This window comes from Bilophila sp. (assembly GCF_057864385.1).
In genome coordinates this window covers 1-20,198 of the sequence record NZ_DBMAFI010000034.1, presented here as the reverse complement: position 1 = coordinate 20,198, position 20,198 = coordinate 1, and the positions used below count along the sequence as shown (strand labels likewise).

Here is a 20,198-nt window from a genome sequence, read left to right as displayed (position 1 = left end):
GTTTCTATGGCATATTTGGGCGCGCGCAAGCGCACGACTCGGCAATCTTCTTCGCAGGCCGTCAACCGACGCCGTTCGGAAGGCGGGCTTCGCGCATGGTTTGCGTCCGTCGACTGGAACAACGTCCGGTTCCGTACGGTGGCGGTGCTTTTTTTCGTGGTGTGGGGCGCGCTGTGGATCCGGGCCGGATATGTCCAGCTTTGGGAAGGCCCCTTTCTGGCCGAGCGCGCGCGGCGGCAGCATATGGCCGCCGAAACCGTGGCTATGCCCCGCGGCATGATCACCGATCGCAACGGCCATATCCTTGCCCGCAGCGTGGAGTGCTGTTCCGTATATGCAAATCCGAGCATCATCACGGACATTCAGGCTACGGCGGCGACGCTGGCCGGGATACTCGGGCGTCCGGCCGATCAGATCAGGCCCCTGCTGGAAAAGAAGCGCAGCTTTGTCTGGCTTGCCCGCCGCGTGGACGATGCCACCGCCGAGGCCATCCGGCAGGCGGATCTCACGGGCGTCGAGCTGTCCCGCGAGTTTGAGCGCATTTACCCTTACCGTCAGGTGGCGGGGCAGTTGCTCGGCTTTGTCGGCATGGACGGCAAGGGGCTTGAAGGCGTCGAGCGTTCCTTTGACGATCAGCTCGGCGGCCTTTCCGTGCGTCAGGCCGTGCGGCGCGACGCATCGGGCCGTGAGTTCTACGTGGACAGCAATTACGAGGCGCAGCCCGCCGAGGATGTGCACCTGACTCTCGATTTGCAGGTGCAGTCCATCGCCGAGGAGGAAATTTCCAAGGCCGTCACGGAGTTCGGCGCGAAATGGGGCGGCGTGCTCGTGGTGGATGTGGCCGCCGGCGATATTCTCGCCTGGGCGCAGGCCCCGTTCTTCAATCCCAATTCCTATAACCAGTACCGTCCGAGCGAGTACCGCAACCGTCTGGCGCAGGACGCGCTGGAGCCGGGGTCTACGTTCAAGCCGTTTTTGATAGCGTCGGCGCTTCAGGAAGGGGTCGTTACCCGCGACACCACGTTCGATTGCGAAAACGGGCTGTGGAAAAGCCGGTACATTACCATCCGGGACGACAGCCGCCCGAAGGAGAATATCCAGAGCGTGGCGAAGATCCTTGCCAACTCAAGCAACATCGGCTGCGGCAAAATCGGGCTGGAGCTTGGCGCGGTCAAGTATCAGCGGTATCTTTCCCGGCTTGGCTTCGGGGAACGCACGAACATCCAGCTTGCCGAGAGCCGCGGCATCCTGCGCCCGGCGCGCGAATGGAGCGAGGCCGACCTCATCTCGTCCTCGTTCGGGCAGAGCCTTGCGGTCACGGTGCTCCAGATGGCGCAGGGGTATCTGACGCTTGCCAATGAAGGGGTGTATAAGCCCCTGCGGATCGTCCTCAACGATGACGTGGGCGGAGGGGAGCAGCGTATTTTTTCCAAGAACACCGCACGGGAAGTGCTTTCCATGATGCGCGAGGTCGTCGATGAGGGCACGGGCAGGCGCGCCGCCATCCCCGGCGTGTCCGTGGCGGGGAAGACCGGAACGGCGCAGAAGGCGTTTCGCGGCAAGTACGGCGGGGAGCGCACCGCGTCGTTCGTAGGGCTTGTTCCCGCCGAAAAGCCGCAATACCTCGTGGTCATTTTTATTGATGAACCGTCGAAAGTGAGGTACGGCGGCGTGATCGCGGCGCCGGTGTTCAAGGCCGTGACGTCGCGGGTCATGGCGTATCATGGTTCGCTGCCGGATCCCGGCGCGCTGACCCCCGCGCAGATCAAGGCACGGGAAAAGGCCGAGGCCCGCGCCCGCGCCCGTGCGGAACGGCGGGGGAACAAGGAAAAGACCGTGCTCGGCGAGTACCGCAGCGAGCTGGCGAAAAGGAAGACGGCGCTGCCGGTTCGGGATTCGGGGACGGTCCCGGACGTGGTGGGGCAGTCCGTGCGGCGGGCCGTGGAAATGTTTGCGCGGCAGGGGCTTGTCCCCGTCATCAAGGGCAATGGTTCAAGAGTGGTACGACAAACGCCGGAACCGGGCGTGCGCTGGGCGGGGAAGGATTCGGCCCCCACGTCATGCGTTCTTTGGCTTTCGGAGCAGGAATAATGGGAATGTATCCGCTTTCGTTACTGGAATCCCGCGTGGCCGCGCAGGGGATGGAGTTGTGCATCGACTCCCGCAAGGCGACCCCCGGTTGTGTTTTTGTGGCTCTGCCCGGCAGCAGTGCCGACGGTTCTCAGTTCATTGCCGACGCCGTGGCGCGGGGGGCCGGGTATGTGGTCTGCCGCCCTGAGGCCGCGGGGAACTGCGGCGAAGCGGAAGCCGTCGACTGTGCCGATCCCCGTCAGGCCCTTGGGCTGTTGGCCCGCGCCCGGTACGGGACGGCTTCCCTCCCGTTCCCAGTGGTCGGCGTGACCGGAACCAACGGCAAGACCACCACGACCTATCTGCTCGATCATCTGTTCGCCTCCGCCGGGAAGAAGACCGGCGTGCTCGGCACGGTTTCCTATCGCTGGCCGGGGCACCATGAGGACGCGCCCATGACCACGCCGGACTGCCTCGACGTGCATGCCATGCTGGCCGATATGCGCGCCGCCGATGTGGATATGGCCTTTATGGAAGTCTCTTCGCACGCGCTGGATCAGAACCGCGTCGCGGGCGTCGGCTTCGGCGGGGCCGTGTTCTCGAACCTGACGCAGGATCACCTCGACTACCATCACGATATGGAGACGTATTTCAAGGCCAAGGCCAAGCTGTTCCTTGACGAGGACGGCAGGCCCTTCGCGGATCGCGTGATGGCTATCGGCACGGACAACCCGTGGGGGGCCCGTCTGGCGGGGATGGTTCCCGACGCCATCGGCTTTGGCCTGACGGCCCCTGGATCTTCCGGGCGCTACCTTGCGGGCAGGGTGCTTTCCAGTACGACCGCAGGGTTGCGTTTGCATGCCAGTTTTGAAGGCCGCGAATGGGAATTCACGTCGCCGCTGGTGGGCAATTACAATGCGGAAAACCTGCTCGCCGTGCAGGCCGTCGCCCTTGGGTTCGGCCTCGATCCCGAAGCGTTCCGCTGTTTCGAGACCTTCTGCGGGGTGCCGGGCCGTCTGGAGCGCATCCTCAACCCGCAGAACCTTGATGTGTTTGTGGACTATGCCCATACGCCCGACGCGCTGATCAACGTCCTCAACGCGCTGCGCGGGGCGGGCTTCAAGCGCATCGTCACCGTGTTCGGCTGCGGGGGCAACCGCGACCGGGCCAAGCGCCCGCTCATGGGTGAAGCCGTAGCCAGGCTGTCCGATGTGGCGGTGCTTACCTCCGACAACCCGCGCCACGAGGAGCCTGAGGCGATCATGGCCGACGTCATGCCCGGCCTCTCCGGGGCCGCCGAAGTCTTTGCCGATCCGGATCGCCGCCGGGCCATCGAAAAGGGGCTTGAGCTCCTGCGCCCCGGCGACGCCCTGCTTATCGCGGGCAAGGGGCACGAGGGCACGCAGCAGATCGGCGATGTCAAACACCCGTTCAGCGATCAGCAAACAGTCCGGGAGATTCTGGGATGCGCCTGAGTTTTGAAGAGGTTGTCCGCGCGGTGGACGGTTCCGCCGTGGCGGGTGCCGTGCCTTGCGGCATTGTGGAAGGCGTGGGTACGGACAGCCGTGCGGTCAAGCCCGGCTCCCTGTTCGTCTGCATCCCCGGCGAAACGTTCGACGGGCACGATTTTGCTGGAAAGGCCGCCGAAGCCGGGGCCGCCGCGCTGCTGGCATCCCGGAATCCGTTCGGCGGCGTGCCGCCCGTCCCGCTCATCCTCGTTGACGATACGGTCAAGGCGCTTGGGAAGCTGGCGCACTGCTGGCGCAAACGCCTCAGCGGGACTCGGGTGATCGGGCTTACCGGCACGGCGGGCAAAACCACGGTCAAGGAACTGCTTGCGCAGGTTCTGGGCCGCCGCGGGCTTACCGCCAAGACCCATATGAACCTGAACAACCAGATCGGCCTGCCCCTGTCCATGCTGGCGGCGACCGGCGAGGAAGCGTTTTGGGTCATGGAGGCGGGCATCAGCCGCCCCCATGACATGGACGAGCTTGGGGCCATTCTTGAGCCGGATCTTGCCTTGATCCTCAACGTGGGGCCGGGCCATGCCGCCGGTTTGGGCGATCGGGGGACGGCGCATTATAAGGCGAGGCTTCTTGCGCACCTCGCGCCCGGCGGGACGGCGATCATCAGCGCCGATTATCCCGATCTCGCGCGCGAAGCCCGTGCCGTGCGGCAGGAATTGGTTTTCTTTTCCACCGCGGGGCGCCAAGTGGACTACCGTGCGGCCTATGTCGTGCCGGCGGGCGAGGACAAGGGGCTGTTCCGGCTGTGGCTGGACGGGGTTTCCATTGATGTGGAGGCTCCGTTCCGTGGGGCGTTCGGCGCGGAAAACGTCATTGCCGCAGCCGCCGTAGCGCACCGTCTGGGGCTGGGCGCCGAGGAAATCGCCGCCGGGTTCGCCGGGGCCGTGCTGCCGAAACAGCGTTTTGCCTGTTCGCGGGCCGGGGATTGGCTGGTCATTGACGATAGCTACAACGCCAACCCGCTGTCTTTTTCGCGGATGCTGGAGGCCGCCGCTGAAATGGCAGGGGATCGCGCGGACAGGCCCCTTGTGTGCGTGCTCGGCGAAATGGGCGAGCTCGGTTCGCTTTCCGAGGATGAGCACCGCAATTTGGGCCGCCTTGTGGCGGACATCAGGCCCCGCCTCGTTTGCTGGAAGGGCGGGCATCGGGAAGCGTTTGAAGAGGGGCTGCATGCCGGACGTTACGGGGGCGCATTCTGCCCGGTGGCGTCCGCCGAAGATATGTTCAAAGGCCTTGCCGCCTGTGATCTCGGCAGCGGCGGAGGCGTGATCCTGTTCAAGGGGTCGCGTTCAAACAAACTGGAAACGCTGGTCAACGCCTTCACGGAGGCTCAGGCGGGAGATCCTCATGCTGTATAACCTGCTGTATCCGTTGAGTGTTGACTATTCCGTCCTCAACATTTTCAAATACATTACCTTCCGATCCGCGTGGGCGCTTGTGACGGCGCTCGCGGTGAGCATCCTCGTCGGGCCCTATTTCATACGCTGGCTGCAGGCCATCAAGTGCCGTCAGGAAATCCTCAAGGAAGTGAAGGCGCACCAGTGCAAGGCCGGGACCCCCACGATGGGCGGCCTGCTCATCGTGTTCGCGGTGAGCGTGAGCGTGCTGTTGTGGGCGGATCTGACCAACGCCTATATATGGATGACCATGCTGGTGTTCGTCGGGTTTTCGGCTGTGGGGTTCGTCGACGACTTCATGAAGGTATCCCACCATCAGAACAAGGGCCTCAGCCCGCGCGCGAAATTTGCGGGCCAGATGCTGGTCGCCGGGGTCGCCATGCTCCTGCTGGTGTCGGAACCGGCCTATTCCACGCGGCTGGCGTTTCCGTTCTTCAAGACGCTGAACCCGGATCTCGGATATTGGTATATCCCCTTTGCCATGCTGGTCATGGTGGGGACGTCCAACGCGGTGAACCTGACGGACGGGCTCGACGGGCTGGCCATCGGCCCGATGGTCGTCGCCGCGCTGGTGTTCTCGGTGTACATCTACATCACGGGGCATGTGCGGTTCGCGCAGTATCTGCAGCTTGAATACATTTCCGGCGTGGGCGAGGTCGCGGTATTTTGTAGCGCTCTGGCGGGTGCGGGGCTTGGCTTCCTCTGGTTCAACGCCTACCCCGCCCAGATGTTCATGGGCGACGTGGGATCGCTTGGGCTCGGCGGCGTGCTGGCCTTCCTTGCGGTGCTTTGCAAGCAGGAACTGCTGCTCCTCATTGTGGGCGGCCTGTTCGTGGCGGAAACCCTCTCCGTGATCCTGCAAGTGAGCTATTTCAAGGCGTCGGGCGGGAAGCGCATTTTCCGCATGGCCCCGCTGCACCATCATTATGAGATGAAAGGCATTCCTGAATCGAAGATCATCATCCGGTTCTGGATCATCTCGGTGATGCTTGGGCTCATCGCGTTGTCGGCACTGAAGTTGAGATAGCACCGGGAAGGCATCGGCTTTGAAGGAAGGCCGCCGTTTTCGGCTTCCTTGCCCTTCCAAGGCGCTTGGCGGCAAAACAGGGAAATTTATTCCCGGATCAAGTGAAGAGAGGGCTTTCCGGCGCGCCCGGATCGCTGTGGGCCGGTTCTGCGGAATCGGTTCGCGGCGGCTCCGAGGGGCCGGGGGAGCCTTTTCCCGGCGGGATCAAGGGGCGGCTCTTGCCGCCGGAGGCATCATTCTGGAGTCATGATGAAAGCTGCAAACGAAATGTCCACGAAGCCTGCACCGGCGGTGAAACCGGGCGACCTCGCGGTTGTTGTGGGGGCCGGGGTTTCCGGCGTGGCCGCCGCCAAACTGCTGCACGAGCTTGGGGCGCGGGTGCGGCTGCTGGATCGCTCTGTGGGGCGCGTCCCGGCTGGGTTCGCGGAATGGGCTGAGTCCGCGGGAGTGGAGATCGTATGCGGCGAACATACGCCGGGCCAGTTCCGGGATGCGAAGCTGGTCGTGCCGAGCCCCGGCGTGGCCGCCGCGGTCATCAGCAAGTTTCTGCCCGACGACAACCCGCCGGAGATCATGGCCGAAACCGAGCTGGCATGGCGCCAGCTTTCCGGCGAGCCGGTGATCGGCGTGACCGGGACCAGCGGCAAGACCACGACGACCAGCTTGTGCGCGGCCATGTTGAAGGAGCAGGGCCTCAGGGTCTTTACGGGCGGCAATATCGGCACGCCGCTGTCGGAATATATCCTGTCCGGCGAGAAGGCGGATGTGGTGGTGCTGGAATTGTCCAGTTTCCAGCTGCAGACCTGTTCGACGCTGCACCCGCGCGTGGGCATCCTGCTGAACATCAGCGAGAACCATCTCGATTTCCACAAGGACATGGACGAGTACGTCAGCGCCAAGATGCGCCTGTTCGCCAACCAGACCGGGGAGGATCTCGCGGTGCTGCAGGAGGGCATGGACGGGCTCGCCGGGAAGTACGGGATCAAGGCGCGGAAAATCCATTATACGGAATCGGGCCGTTTCCCGGATATGCAGCTCATGGGCCCGCACAACCGCTGCAATGCCGAAGCGGCATGGCTGGCCTGCCGCGAATTCGGCGTGACGGAGGAAGCCGCCGCCCGTGCCGTTGCCGCGTTCCGGCCCTTGGAGCACAGGCTGGAAAAAGTCGCTGAGATCAACGGCGTGCTGTACGTCAATGATTCCAAATGTACGACCGTGGAAGCCCTGCGGGTGGCGTTGTCGTCGTTTGATCGGCCCGTGGTGCTGCTTGCGGGCGGCAAGTTCAAGGGCGGGGATCTGCCGGGGCTGTGCCCGCTTTTGAAAGGGCGGGCCCGGTGCGTGGCCCTGTTCGGGGCAAGCCGTGAACGGTTTGAGCCTGCGTGGAGGGATACGCTGCCCGTGACGTGGGATCGCACTTTAGAACAGGCGCTGCGCCGGGTGGCGGGCAAGGACGGCCTGCCCGCACTGGCCCATGAGGGCGATGTGGTGCTGTTGGCTCCGGCGTGTTCCAGCTATGACCAATACCCCAATTACCTGCGGCGCGGCGAAGACTTCAAGCGCGTCGTCCGTGAGGTGCTCGCATGATGATGGCCCGTCGCCGTGTTCCTTCGTCCGGGTTCCGTCCGGCGCAGGAAAGCCCCTCTGCCGGACAGTACGACTGGGGGTTGATCGCGCTGTTCCTTATGCTGTTGTGCATCGGCCTGCTCATGGTGCTCTCCGCCAGCGGCGTGGTGGCGGAACGCATCAACGGCGACAAGTATTTCTTTTTCAAGCGCCAGCTCATTTATGCCGCCGCGGGCGGGGTTGTGATGTGGGTTCTTGCGGCCGTGCCGCGCCACGTCCTGTACAAATTCCAGTATCCGTTCCTGTTGTTTGTGCTGATGCTGCTGTTTGTGACCCTGAGCCCGCTGGGTACGCGCGTCAACGGCGCGCAGCGTTGGATTTCGATGAAATTCTTCTCCATCCAGCCGCTGGAGTTCGCCAAGATCGCGCTTGCCCTCTACTTGGCCTACTTCATGAGCACGAAACAGGATCTGGTGAAGACGTTCAGCAAAGGCATCATTCCGCCGTTTGCCATGACGGCCTTGTTTTGTTGCCTGCTGCTGGCGCAGCCGGACTTTGGCGGGGCCGTGGTGCTTTCGCTGATCCTGTTCTTCATGTGCCTGATCGGGGGGACACGGTTCATTTATCTGTTTATGGCCATCGGCGTGGGCTTGGCGGGCGCGTTGGCCCTGATCATCTTTGAGCCGTACCGTGCCCGGCGTCTGGTGGCGTTTCTCGATCCGTTCGCGGACGCCCAGAATGCGGGGTATCAGCTTGTGCAGTCCCTGTATGCGCTCGGTTCCGGCGGGTTCTTCGGCGTGGGCATGGGCGGCAGTTCCCAGAAGATGTTCTACCTGCCCGAAGCGCACAACGACTTTATCATGGCGGTGGTGGGCGAGGAGCTCGGCTTTTTCGGCATGACGCTGATCATGGTGCTGTTCGCCATGCTGTTCATGCGCTGCTACAAGATCATCATGGGGCAGTCGGATCTGCGCGATCGTTTTTCGGCTTTCGGCGTGACGCTGGTGCTGGCCATCGGCGCTACGCTCAATCTGGCCGTGGTTATGGGGATGGCGCCGCCCAAGGGGGTGGCCATGCCGTTTTTGAGCTACGGCGGCAGCAGCCTGCTTGCGAGTATGATGTGCATCGGCTTGCTGCTGAATTTTTCCCGCACGGCGCGGTGACAGGATAAGGATATGGGCGTTCGGGTCATTCTGACCACCGGCGGAACCGGTGGGCATATTTTTCCGGCGTTGGCTGTGGCGGAGCAGTTGCGGCGTGAAGGCGCCGAGCTGTTGTTCGTCGGTTCGCAGTACGGTTCCGAGGCGAAGCTGGCGAAACAGGCCGGGCTGGAGTTCCGGGGGCTGCCCGTGCGCGGCGTGCTTGGGCGCGGCCTGCGTTCCGTGGGCGCGCTGTGGGGGCTTTTCCGCGCCGTGTCCATGGCTGGGGCCATCGTGAAGGGCTTCCGGCCCGACGCCGTGATCGGCTTCGGGGCCTATGCCTCATTCCCGTCGCTGGTGGCGGGCAGGCTTTCCGGCGTCCCCATCGCCGTGCACGAGCAGAACGCCATGCCGGGCCTGACCAACCGCATGCTGGCGAAGCTGGCGAAACGGGTGTTCCTGTCCCTGCCGGACGTGACCGGGGCTTTTGACGCAAGAAAGAGCGAGCTTACAGGCAATCCCGTGCGCGAGGCGATTGTGGAGTCCGGGAAAAACGCTGTTGGGCATCCCGGCACCCGCCGCCTTTTGGTCATGGGCGGCAGCCAGGGGGCGAAGGCCGTCAATTCCGTGATCCTCGCCAGTCTGGAACGCCTGATGAAGGCCGGGATTGAAATCCGGCATCAAACGGGCTCGTTCGATCTGGAGCGCGTGCTTGCCGGATATCGGGCGCACGGCGTCGACGCTTCGGGCGTGACGCCGTTCATCGAGGATGTGGCCGCGGCGTATCAGTGGGCCGATCTGGTGTTGTGCCGGGCCGGAGCGACGTCCGTGGCGGAACTGGCCGTAGCCGGAAAGCCCGCCGTGCTCGTGCCCTTCCCTCATGCGACCCACGATCATCAGACATACAACGCTCAAGTGATGGTTGATCGGGGGGCTGCGCTGCTGGTGGCGGAAAAAGACCTCCCGCATCTGGACGCCGGGGGGATGCTCATCAACCTGCTGCAGGATCCCGGCACGCTGTACACGATGTCCCAGATGGCGCATACCTGCGCGCGTCCCGATGCCGCCTCCAAGGTGGCGCAGGGCGTTCTTGCGCTGTGCCGCCGGAGCTGAAAAAGGAAACGACGATGCGTACCAAGTTTACGAAAATCCATATGATCGGCATCGGCGGTTCGGGCATGAGCGGCATCGCCGAAGTGCTTTTGAACCTCGGCTATGAAGTGCACGGCTCGGACATGGCGGACGGCCCTGTGGTTCAGCGCCTGCGCTCGCTTGGGGCGGATATCCATATCGGGCACGCCGCCGGGAATGTGGGCGACGTCAACGTGCTGGTAAAGTCCAGCGCGGTGGCGGAAGACAACCCGGAAGTGGTCGCCGCCCGCCGGAAGGGGATCCCGGTCATTCCCCGTGCGGAGATGCTGGCGGAGCTTATGCGCCTGCGGACCGGGATCGCCATTGCCGGGACGCACGGCAAGACCTCCACCACGTCGCTGACCGCCGCCATTTTCGACGCCGCCAGCCTTGACCCGACGGTCATCATCGGGGGGCGGATCAACGCTTATGGGGCCAACGCCCGTCTGGGGCAGGGCGAGTACCTGATCGCCGAAGCCGACGAATCCGACGGTTCGTTCCTCTGCCTGCTGCCGATCATCAACGTCGTGACCAATGTGGACCGCGACCATCTGGATCACTATGGCAATCAGGAAGCCATCGACGAGGCGTTCGTCAGTTTCATGAACCAGATCCCGTTCTACGGGCTGAACGTCGTGTGCGGCGACGACCCCGGCGTGGAGCGCCTGCTGCCCCGCGTGAAGCGTCCCGTCGTGACCTACGGGTTTGGATCCGGCAACCATATCCGGGCGGAAGTGCTGGAGTGCGGGGTCATCAACCGGTTCAAGGTCTTCATCAAGGGCGAGGAGCTTGGTGAGGTGGCGTTGCGTCAGCCGGGCCGCCACAACATCCTGAACGCGCTTGCCGCCATCGGCGTGGCGTTGGATGCCGGCATCGCGCCGCATTTCTGCATCGAGGGGCTGGCCCGTTTCGGCGGGGTGGGGCGGCGTTTCGAGTATAAGGGCGAAAAGAACGACATCCTTGTCGTGGACGACTACGGGCACCATCCCGTGGAAATCGCCGCGACGCTGGCGACGGCCCGCACCGCCTACCCGGATCGCCGGGTTGTGGTGGCGTTTCAGCCGCACCGCTTTTCGCGGACGCAGGCGCTGTTCGGTGAATTTTGCCATGTGCTCGGTACGGTGGACAAGCTGTTGCTGACGGAAATCTATCCCGCGTCGGAAAAGCCCATCCCCGGCGTGAACGGGCAGAACCTTGCGCAGGGCATCCGGCAGGTATCGGACGCGGACGTGAGCTATTTCCAGAATTTTGACGAGATGGTTGCCGCGTTGCCGGATATCCTCAAGCCCGGTGATCTTTTCCTGACCATCGGCGCGGGCAATGTGACCACTGTCGGGCCGCGTTTCCTCGCGCTGGAGTAGAAGGGCAATCGGGGGAGGGCGCTTTTTGCAAAAAGCTCCCTCCCCCGGCCCCCACCCGCAAAAACTTTGACTGGTGGGGAGGCCGTGCGGCGGGAGTTCCGTTGTACGGCACAGGGGAGGCTGTTGATGAAAACCGGGAATGCAGCGGCGTTTTCGGTTTTGCCGGGGTCCGGGGGGCGGCTCGTCCCCCGGACGGGGTCAAGGGGCAGTCGGCCCCTTGCCGCCGGAGGCATCCTCGTGTTGCTGTGGAAAGTGCCTTGCGCCACCGGGCCGCTTGCCGCCGGGGGCATCCTTTCCGCCCTGAAGGGCTGGGGCGTAAAAGGGGTGCCCTGATACACGGCCTTTATCAGTCGGAAGGGCTTGTTCCCTGCAAAAAATAATATTCAACAGAGTCGTTCTCCTGCGAAACAAACGGGAAAGAGGAAAACCGATGGTACGGATCGTTGCGTCGCCGCGCATGGCTTCTTTGACCTCCCTGCATCTGGGGGGCCGGTCGCTGGCGCTCGCCACGTTTGAAAGCGCCGCGGATCTGGAAACGCTGCCTGCGGCGGCGGATCGGATCGGGGGGCGCGTGGCCATGCTTGGCGGCGGGACGAATATCCTCGCCGCCGATGGCGAGCTGCCCGTTGTGCTCGTCCGCTGCGGTATGGACGGAGCGCCCGCCGTGATCGGTGAGGAAGGAGGGCTGCGGCTCGTGCGGGTCGGCGCGGGCGTAAAGCTGCCCCGCCTGCTGGTCTGGTGCATGAAGCACGGTTTGTCCGGGCTGGAAGGCATGGCCGGGGTGCCGGGCGACGTGGGCGGCGCGGTGGCCGGGAATGCCGGGGCGCACGGGATGGACATGGGCACGGTGCTGCGCAGCGTGGATGTATTTTCCCCGGATCGGGGCTTTCGGACGCTGGGGCGCGAGGATGTTTGCTGCGGGTACCGCTTTTTCGGCTTGAAGGACGGCGGGAAGCCGTGGTTTGCCATTTCCGGCGTCGTGTTGGCGCTGCGCCCGGCGGAACCGGAAGCGATCCGCACGGCCCTGCGCGGCAATATCGAACGCAAGCTGCGGGTACAGCCCGTTCGTTCATGGAGCGCGGGATGCGTCTTCAAAAACCCCCCGGAGGGGATGTCGGCGGGCAGGCTGCTTGACGAGGCTGGGTTCCGGGGCAGACGGCTTGGGGGCATGTGTTTTTCCGGGCTTCATGCGAATTTTCTGGTCAATGAGGGCAAGGGCAGCGCGGACGCCGCGCTTGAGCTCATCCGGTCGGCGCAGGGCGCCGTATGGGAACGGTTTGGGATCCAATTGCAGACGGAAGTGAAATTGTGGGTATTCTGAGTTCGTCCAGACGCAGCGGCAGGCGTTCCGCCCGCAACAGCTATACCAGCCAGCAGCGGCGGGCCCCCTCTTCTTCGGGGGGATCGTTTTTCGCCCATGTGAAATCGGCCCTCAGTTGGACTCTTGGCCTTGGGATCGGCGCTGCGCTGCTCGTCGGGCTTGGCGTGGGGGGGCTTCAGTTGCACCGGCTGGCGACGACCAGCGAGTTTTTTGCCATCAAGCGCGTTGAAATCCGGGGCACGACCCATTTTTCGCGCGAGGAAGTGCTCAAGGCCGCAAACCTGCAATCGGGCGTCAACAGCCTGACCGTCAACATCGCGGATGTGGAGCAGGGCCTCCGCAGCAACCCGTGGGTGCTGTCCGTGGCCGTGAAGCGCCGCCTGCCGGATGCGTTTGAGATCCGCATCCGGGAGCGTATCCCCGCGTTTTGGATGCTCAAAGACGGCGTCCTGCACTATGCGGACAACAAGGGGCAGATCATCGCGCCCGTGAGTGTGGGGAATTTCCTGTCGCTGCCGACGCTGGAGCTCCTCCCCGGCGGCGAGGAGCTGCTTCCCCAGATGGACGAGCTTTCCCGCGCGTTTCAGGCCGCCCACCTGCCTGTGAACATGGCCAGCGTTTCCCTGTTCCGGGTGAGCGCGGCCAAGGGCTTTGAGGTCTTTATTGAAAACAGGAATCTGGTGCTGTGCATCGCCGCTGAGGACTGGGACGCCAACCTGCGTCGGCTGAGTTTGGTTCTTTCCGATCTTGCCCGCCGCGGCGAGTTGAAGACGGCACGGGAAGTTTGGGCCGCCGACGGCAACGTCTGGGTTGTGGAACCTGAGAATGTTTAAAAGCGAGTAGCGGTTTTTTCTAGACTTTTTACGGAAAATATGCTGTATCCGGGGTATTCAGACTGTGAAACAGGGCGGAAAAAGACACCCTCGTTTTGGCCCGGAACGGCAGTGACGGGCAGGGTGACGCCGCAGCGCCTCCCGAAATGATGGATTCGGGTCTGATTTTGCGTGATCGGGATGACGCAATATCCCGACATGCATTGCGAAACGCGCCAAGGAGTAGCGCATGTCCAAATCTGAATTGATAGTCGGCCTTGATATTGGCACCACCAAGATTTGTGCGGTGGTGGGCGAACCCTCTGAGAACGGCGGGATGGATATTGTCGGCATCGGCACGAGTCCGTCCACCGGGCTGCGGAAGGGGGTCGTGGTCAATATCGAGCAGACGGTGCAATCCATCAAGCGGGCGCTTGAAGAAGCCGAACTGATGGCCGGATGTGAAATCCGCTCCGTGTATGCGGGCATCGCCGGCAGCCACATCAAAGGCTTCAACAGTCATGGCGTCATTGCCGTCAAGGGCGGCGAAGTCTCGCCCCGCGACATCGAGCGTGCGCTGGATGCGGCCAAGGCGGTCGCCATCCCGCTGGATCGCGAGGTGATCCATATTCTGCCTCAGGAATACATCGTCGATGATCAACGCGGCATTGCCGATCCGATGGGCATGGCCGGGGTGCGTCTGGAAGTGAAGGTTCACATCGTGACCGGTGCGGTCACTTCCGCCCAGAACATCGTGCGCTCCTGCCATAAGAGCGGGCTTGACGTGTCGGACATCGTGCTGGAATCCCTCGCCTCGGCCAAGGCCGTGCTCACCGAGGAGGAACGCGAGATCGGCGTGGCCCTCATCGACCTCGGCGGCGGGACCTGCGACATCGCCATTTTCGCCAACGACTCCATCAAGCATACGGGCGTGCTGGCGCTTGGCGGGCAGAACCTGACCAACGACATCGCGTTCGGCCTCCGCACGCCCATGGCTGCGGCGGAAAAGATCAAGATTAAGCACGGTGCGGCCATTGCCGAAATGGTGCGCCCGGATGAGTATATCGAAGTGCCCAGCGTGGGCGGGCGGGAACCTCGCCGCCTGTCGCGTCAGGTGCTGGCGGAAATCTGTGAGCCCCGCATGGAGGAAATCCTCACGCTCCTCGATCAGGAGCTGGTGCGTTCCGGCCTCAAGAACATGATTGGTGCGGGTGTGGTGCTCACGGGCGGGACGGCCCTTATTCAGGGCTGTCAGGAGCTCGGCGAACAAGTTTTCAACCTGCCTACGCGCATCGGGTATCCCCGTAATGTGGGCGGGCTCAAAGATATGGTGAACAGTCCAAAGTTCGCCACGGCCATGGGCCTGCTCCGCTTCGGTGCGGAGAAGGAAGGCATGGAGCAGAAATTCCGTATCCGAAGCGATGGGAACGTGTTCAACTCGATCCTGTCGCGTATGAAGAAATGGTTTTCCGAAATTTCCTGACGCTTGGGCGCTCAGTAGTTGTTCTCTTTGAGGAGGAGCTATGATGGATATGCAGTTTGAAGCGGATACCCCCCCCGCGAATATAAAGGTCATCGGTGTCGGCGGTGGCGGCGGCAACGCCGTGCAGAACATGATCATGGCGGGCCTGAAGGGAGTCACCTTCATCTGCGCCAACACGGATGCGCAGGCCCTGCTTCGCTCCAAGGCTGAAATCAAGCTCCAGATCGGTGAAAAGCTGACCAAAGGGCTTGGGGCCGGGGCCGATCCCAACGTGGGCCGTGATGCGGCGCAGGAAAGCATCGGCGCGATCAAGGACGCCATCGGCGATGCCGATATGGTTTTTGTGACCGCGGGCATGGGCGGCGGCACCGGGACGGGCGCGGCCCCCATTGTGGCGCAGGCCGCCCGTGAGCTGGGGGCCCTGACGGTGGGCGTCGTGACCAAACCGTTCCTTTTCGAGGGCACGAAACGCGCCCGCGCCGCGGAGCAGGGCATTGCCGAACTCCGCGAGAACGTGGACAGCCTGATCACGATCCCGAACAACCGCCTGCTGACCATCGCCCCCAAGAAGGCGAAGCTCAGCGATATGCTGAAATGCGCCGATGATGTGCTGCACCGGGCCGTCCGGGGCATTTCCGACCTCATCACCGTCCCCGGCCTCATCAACGTGGACTTCGCCGACGTGCGCACGGTCATGAGCGTATCCGGCCTGGCCATGATGGGCGCCGGCATCGCTGCGGGCGAAGGGCGTGCCATCGAAGCCGCCCGCAAGGCCATCACCAGCCCGCTTCTGGAAGATGTGTCCATCGCCGGGGCCAAGGCGGTGCTCATCAACATTACGGCCAACGAAGATCTGCTCTTTGAGGAATTCAACGACGCGTCCGCCTACATCAACGACGCGCTGGGCGAAGCCGATACCAACATCATCATCGGGTGCGCCACCGACGAGAACGCCGGGGACGAGATCCGCATCACCGTCATCGCTACGGGCATTGAGGGCAATACCGCGCCGAAGGTCGTGCAGGGCGGGCAGGCCAATATGGCTGCCGTCCGGCCCCAGCAGCGTCCCGTTCAGCAGCCGCAGCCTTCGCATTCCGGGCTGAATTACCAGAAGCAGTCCCCCGTCGAGGAGCATCCGCTGCCCCGTACGCGCATACCCCGTACATTCGACAATCTTCCGGCTGACGATGACGAGCGTATTGTGCCCACGTTCCTGCGGACTCGTGAGCAGCTCTCCAAGCAGGCAAAGCATAACCCCGGCCGTGAAGAGTTTATCTTCGAGGAAGAGGAAATCGAGCTGCCTACGTTCATCCGCAAGCAGGCCAACTGATCCCGGCCGGAGCGTATAATTCAGCCGCCCGGCATTCAAAGGCAGATCCATCCGGCTCTTTCAGAGAGGCCCTTTCCTGTGGAGAGGGCCTCTCGTTTTTTCGGTGCCCTTCGCGCTGGCCGGTTTGGGAATGGAAGGAAATGTTCTTCCCCGGAAAAAGTCGTCTCTCCCTTTCCCGATATATCCCCATCAGTCCATATGGGAATGGCGGCGTGCTGGAGGCAAGAGGCAACGGCTGTGGAGTGCCAAAAAAAGGGTGGCGTCCTCGGAGGTTCGGGCGTATTTATCGGCAATAGGGCTTTATAAGGCATATATTCGGAGATAGCTATGAAAACGATCCGTTTTTTCCTGTTGTGGTACATGGTTGTGGCTGTTTCAGCCTGTACGCCGTTCTACCGTGGCTTTGAAGGCTCGACGCTGGTTTCTCCGGCGCGTCCCGACGTTTCCGTCAGTGTTGCGGATATGCCGATGCTTGCGCACGGCCAGATCGCCCCGTTCCTGAGCACGGATCAAGGCTACCAGTTCCCGGAAACCTTTGTTTCCGTATACGGAACGGATGCTGCGTCTCCCGTCGCTGTCGTGGCCCTTTCCTTTGTGCCAAACAATGCTTGGGAATGGGACCCCCTGACGTTCAGCGGGCCTCTGGCGGAGCGGAATATGGGTGCGGTGTTTGGCGGTGAAAGCTTTTATGGGAATATCCGTATCGTGAATGGGGCCAAAGATCCTTTTGCCTCGTTGTTCGTGCCTGAGGAACAGTGGGCCTCCATTGATTGGCTGGTGCAGCGGTTCGCCTGCCTGAATGATTTCAAGCGCGCCAAGCTCATCCTCGAATACCGCGAACCGCTTCCCGCGTCGCTCAAGGGCGTTTCCGAGGTGCCGGTGTACAACGAGGCTGTGCAGGCGTTCCGCGAACGTGCGGCCAAGGTTTTCCATGTCCAATACGGCGGGGCCCCTTTGCCCAAGGAGGCGGCCCCGTACATAAAGACGCTCAATGCCCGTTCTATGGGGAATTTCCTCGGCAGCATGTCCATGAAGGAACCTTTGTTCCCCAACGCCTCCAATTGATGGGGCCGCTTCCCGGATGGGGCCGCATAGCCCGGAGCTTCAGAGGGATTGCCGCCCCACATGAAAAGGGGCGGCTGCCCCCCGATATTCGGATCCCCTGCGGCTGGCTGCGCTTTTGAGCTGGGTGTGGGCATCCGGGATGCGGGCATCTGGATGCCTGCGGCTGGCTGGGCTTATGGGAGCATCCCGGACTGGGGCGGCAATGTGTTTTTTTCATAAAGGAAAAGCATGTCCGGGGTGGGCATGCTTTTCTTGTCTCAGCGGGATTGCTTTTTGCGTTGTCCGCGTTCCCAATCGTCCTTGCGGATGGCTTCTTCTTGAAGCATGATGGGGATATTGTCGCGCACAGGAAAAACCAAGGCGCAGGCCGGGCATTCCAGCCCGCTTTCTTTGTCCACAGGTTCCAGCTCTCCCCGGCATACGGGGCAGGTGAGCAGGGCAAGCAGTTCGGGATTCAGGGCCATGAAGCGTCTCCTTGGCGCAGTGTTGACGGATAAATGAAGAGTGTAACGCCTTCCGTTGCGGAGGACAAGCCGCCTTCCGGCAGGGGGATATTCGCGTTTTCAATGAAACTTGTATTCAACTGTATGGAATTTAAAATGAGTTTTTTAGAAAATCATCGAAAAGGTGAATGTCTCTCCCGCAGGGCGGCGATGAGGAGGAATCATGCAGCCCCGTTTTGTTGATTTGCATACGCATACCACGGCGTCCGACGGTACGGACACCCCCAGGGAGCTCATACGCAGGGCGGCTTCCTTGAAGCTCGCGGCGGTTGCCGTGACCGACCACGATACGGTTTCCGGGCTTGATGAAGCGGAAGCCGCCGGGCGCGAGTACGGGGTGGAGATCATCCGGGGGTGCGAGCTCGGCGTGCAGGGGCAGTATGGGGAAATCCATCTGCTCGGGTTGTGGCTGCCCCGGCATTCCGCCCCATTGGATGCGGAGCTGGCCCGTTTGCGTGGGCACAGGGAAGAGCGCAATCTGAAGATTCTCGACAAGCTCCGGTCTATCGGCATCAATATAAGCTATCAGGAAGTGCTGGATGAGGCCGGGGGTGAATCGGTCGGCCGGCCCCACATCGCCCGCGTGCTCCAGAAACGCGGCATCGTGTCCGGCTTCGCACAGGCCTTTGAGCTGTATCTCGGCTATTACGGCTCCGCATACGTGCCCCGGACGCTGCTCTTCCCGGAGGAGGGGGTAAGCCTCATGGCGGATCTCGGTGCGGTGGTGAGCTTTGCGCATCCCATGCTGATCCGTTGCCCGCCGTCGTGGTTCGACGAAATCATCCCCCGGCTCAAAGAGGCGGGCCTTGGGGCCATCGAAGCCTACCACAGCGAGCACTCCGCGCGTGACGAGCGGTTCTGCGTGGAGCTGGCTGCCCGGTACGGCCTCGGTCTCAGCGGCGGTTCGGATTATCACGGCATGGCGAAGCCGGGCGTGGAGCTCGGGCGCGGCAAGGGGGGCTTGCGGGTGACGGCGGCGTTGCTCGATGCGCTCAAGGCCCGGCGCAAAAGCCCTGTTGACGGCGCTTCGGAGGTCTTGTAGGCCAGCCGTATGAAACTGCTCGGACTGTATCAGGATCAGGCGCGGGAACATTCCGGCGAGGCCAAGTATATGCTCGTTGCCAACGCCATCGCGCAGGGCATTGAGGATGGCTGTCTTGCGCCCGGCGAATCGCTGCCGACGCACAGGGAGTTGGCCGAAGCGCTCGGCGTGACCATCGGGACCGTGAGCCGGGGCTACGCCGAGGCCGCGCAGCGCGGCTTGACCGTGGGCGTGACCGGGCGGGGGACTTTTGTGACCGCGCCGTGCCGCGACGTGGACGTATACGAGGGCGCGGGCAGGATGCATGATCTGGGGTTTATTGCGCCTTTTGAATATCTGAACCCGGATTTGAACGAGGCCGTAGCCGAGTTGTCCCGCTATGCCGATTTGAAGGAGCTCAGCAGCTATCAGCAGCCGCGCGGCCTGTTGCGGCACCGCGAGGCCGGGGCTCATTGGGCGGGGCGGTACGGGCTGGCCGTTTCGCCGGAGAACCTCCTCGTCTGTGCGGGGGCGCAGCACGCGCTTTTGACGGTACTCGCCTCCCTGTTCAATCCGGGGGATCGCATCGCCGCCGAACAGCTCAGTTATCCGCTCCTCAAACAGCTTGCCCGCCGCCTGCGGCTCAACCTGACGCCCATTCGGATGGATCAGGGGGGGATGCTGCCCGATTCGCTGGAAGCGGCTTGCCGGGCCGGGGGCATCAAAGGGCTGTATCTGATGCCCACCTGCCAGAACCCCACGCTGGCGCAGATTCCTGAGTACCGCCGCCGGGAGCTGGTGGAGATCTGTCGGCGTTATGATGTCATGATCATTGAGGACGACGTATACGCCCTCTCGTTGGAGCACAATCTGCCGCCGCTGGCGTCATTGGCCCCGGAGCGCTGTTGTTTCATCGCCTCCACGAGCGAAGCCCTGAGCGGCGGGCTGCGCATCGCCTATCTGTGCCCGCCGGATGCCGTTTTTGCCGAGCTGGAGCGGACGGTTTCCTACACCATTTCAATGGCCCCTCCGCTCATGGCTGAACTGGCGGCCATGTGGATCCGCAACGGCACGGCGGATCGAGTGCTGGCTGCCAAGCGCCGTGAGGCGGCGGAGCGGAACGCACTGGCCCGTCAGCTTCTGGATGGTTTTCCGTTGGAGACGCGGACTACGGGTTTTTTCTGCTGGCTCAAGCTGCCTGATCCGTGGGCGGCGGTGGCTTTTGCCGAAGCCGCGCGCCAGCGTGGGATCATTGTGGCGGACAGTGACCTGTTCGCGCTCAGCCATGCCTCGCCGGAGCAGGGCGTGCGTTTGGCGCTCGGCGGCGTGCGCACGCGGGAAGCGCTGGCTGATGCGCTGGGTACGCTTGCCGGGATGCTGCACGGGTAGGGTAGGGGTATTGTGTGAGGATGATTGGGGAGGGGGAGGGAACCTTTCTGGAGAAAGGTT

The 20,198-nt window shown here is 63.0% G+C and carries 17 protein-coding genes; 16 read left to right on the top strand and 1 reads right to left on the bottom strand.

Annotation, left to right across the window (positions count from 1 at the left end; genetic code table 11):
• Nucleotides 1–6 precede the first annotated feature (6 nt).
• The 14 genes from ACZM8Y_RS11570 (at nt 7) to ACZM8Y_RS11505 (ending at nt 17,225) form a co-directional block, all read left to right on the top strand.
• Nucleotides 7–2,091, top strand: a complete 2,085-nt coding sequence (locus tag ACZM8Y_RS11570; RefSeq protein WP_337430822.1) for a penicillin-binding transpeptidase domain-containing protein — start codon at nt 7–9, stop codon at nt 2,089–2,091.
• Nucleotides 2,091–3,545 carry a UDP-N-acetylmuramoyl-L-alanyl-D-glutamate--2,6-diaminopimelate ligase gene (locus ACZM8Y_RS11565; RefSeq protein ID WP_479859123.1) on the top strand — a complete coding sequence of 485 codons (1,455 nt, stop codon included), beginning with the start codon at nt 2,091–2,093 and terminating at the stop codon, nt 3,543–3,545. The genes ACZM8Y_RS11570 and ACZM8Y_RS11565 overlap by 1 nt, the downstream gene beginning before the upstream one ends.
• Nucleotides 3,536–4,954, top strand: coding sequence for a UDP-N-acetylmuramoyl-tripeptide--D-alanyl-D-alanine ligase (locus ACZM8Y_RS11560; protein ID WP_302552813.1), 1,419 nt, complete (start codon nt 3,536–3,538; stop codon nt 4,952–4,954). The genes ACZM8Y_RS11565 and ACZM8Y_RS11560 overlap by 10 nt, the downstream gene beginning before the upstream one ends.
• Nucleotides 4,944–6,020, top strand: coding sequence for a phospho-N-acetylmuramoyl-pentapeptide-transferase (gene mraY / locus ACZM8Y_RS11555; protein WP_302552814.1), 1,077 nt, complete (start codon nt 4,944–4,946; stop codon nt 6,018–6,020). Before ACZM8Y_RS11560 ends, mraY begins: the two co-directional genes overlap by 11 nt.
• A 246-nt stretch (nt 6,021–6,266) precedes the next feature.
• Nucleotides 6,267–7,604, top strand: coding sequence for a UDP-N-acetylmuramoyl-L-alanine--D-glutamate ligase (gene murD / locus ACZM8Y_RS11550; protein WP_482334121.1), 1,338 nt, complete (start codon nt 6,267–6,269; stop codon nt 7,602–7,604).
• Nucleotides 7,601–8,746 (top strand): putative lipid II flippase FtsW, encoded by a 1,146-nt coding sequence (gene ftsW / locus ACZM8Y_RS11545; protein WP_482334123.1) that lies wholly within the window; start codon nt 7,601–7,603, stop codon nt 8,744–8,746. The genes murD and ftsW overlap by 4 nt, the downstream gene beginning before the upstream one ends.
• A gap of 12 nt (nt 8,747–8,758) precedes the next feature.
• Nucleotides 8,759–9,835, top strand: a complete 1,077-nt coding sequence (gene murG / locus ACZM8Y_RS11540; RefSeq protein ID WP_308770460.1) for an undecaprenyldiphospho-muramoylpentapeptide beta-N-acetylglucosaminyltransferase — start codon at nt 8,759–8,761, stop codon at nt 9,833–9,835.
• Nucleotides 9,836–9,849: 14 nt separating this feature from the next.
• Nucleotides 9,850–11,214, top strand: coding sequence for a UDP-N-acetylmuramate--L-alanine ligase (murC, locus tag ACZM8Y_RS11535; RefSeq protein ID WP_482334126.1), 1,365 nt, complete (start codon nt 9,850–9,852; stop codon nt 11,212–11,214).
• A gap of 126 nt (nt 11,215–11,340) precedes the next feature.
• Nucleotides 11,341–11,547, top strand: a complete 207-nt coding sequence (locus ACZM8Y_RS11530) for a hypothetical protein (RefSeq protein ID WP_482334128.1) — start codon at nt 11,341–11,343, stop codon at nt 11,545–11,547.
• A gap of 97 nt (nt 11,548–11,644) precedes the next feature.
• Nucleotides 11,645–12,535 (top strand): UDP-N-acetylmuramate dehydrogenase, encoded by an 891-nt coding sequence (gene murB / locus ACZM8Y_RS11525; RefSeq protein ID WP_487479999.1) that lies wholly within the window; start codon nt 11,645–11,647, stop codon nt 12,533–12,535.
• Nucleotides 12,523–13,368 carry a cell division protein FtsQ/DivIB gene (locus ACZM8Y_RS11520; RefSeq protein WP_482334132.1) on the top strand — a complete coding sequence of 282 codons (846 nt, stop codon included), beginning with the start codon at nt 12,523–12,525 and terminating at the stop codon, nt 13,366–13,368. The genes murB and ACZM8Y_RS11520 overlap by 13 nt, the downstream gene beginning before the upstream one ends.
• A 229-nt stretch (nt 13,369–13,597) precedes the next feature.
• Nucleotides 13,598–14,830 (top strand): cell division protein FtsA, encoded by a 1,233-nt coding sequence (ftsA, locus tag ACZM8Y_RS11515; protein WP_005025975.1) that lies wholly within the window; start codon nt 13,598–13,600, stop codon nt 14,828–14,830.
• A gap of 40 nt (nt 14,831–14,870) precedes the next feature.
• Nucleotides 14,871–16,160 carry a cell division protein FtsZ gene (ftsZ, locus tag ACZM8Y_RS11510; protein WP_302552821.1) on the top strand — a complete coding sequence of 430 codons (1,290 nt, stop codon included), beginning with the start codon at nt 14,871–14,873 and terminating at the stop codon, nt 16,158–16,160.
• A gap of 327 nt (nt 16,161–16,487) precedes the next feature.
• Complete coding sequence (locus ACZM8Y_RS11505; protein WP_482334800.1) at nt 16,488–17,225, top strand: DUF4851 domain-containing protein; 738 nt, start codon at nt 16,488–16,490, stop codon at nt 17,223–17,225.
• A gap of 257 nt (nt 17,226–17,482) precedes the next feature.
• Here the strand turns inward: ACZM8Y_RS11505 and ACZM8Y_RS11500 are convergent, their stop codons facing one another.
• Nucleotides 17,483–17,689 carry a Trm112 family protein gene (locus ACZM8Y_RS11500; protein ID WP_482334798.1) on the bottom strand — a complete coding sequence of 69 codons (207 nt, stop codon included), beginning with the start codon at nt 17,687–17,689 and terminating at the stop codon, nt 17,483–17,485.
• Between the two features lie 202 nt (nt 17,690–17,891).
• Here ACZM8Y_RS11500 and ACZM8Y_RS11495 point away from each other — a divergent pair, with 202 nt between their 5' ends.
• Both ACZM8Y_RS11495 and ACZM8Y_RS11490 read left to right on the top strand, forming a co-directional pair.
• Nucleotides 17,892–18,770 (top strand): PHP domain-containing protein, encoded by an 879-nt coding sequence (locus ACZM8Y_RS11495; protein WP_482334796.1) that lies wholly within the window; start codon nt 17,892–17,894, stop codon nt 18,768–18,770.
• Nucleotides 18,771–18,779: 9 nt separating this feature from the next.
• Nucleotides 18,780–20,138 (top strand): aminotransferase-like domain-containing protein, encoded by a 1,359-nt coding sequence (locus ACZM8Y_RS11490; protein WP_487480000.1) that lies wholly within the window; start codon nt 18,780–18,782, stop codon nt 20,136–20,138.
• The last annotated feature ends 60 nt before the right edge of the window (nt 20,139–20,198 follow it).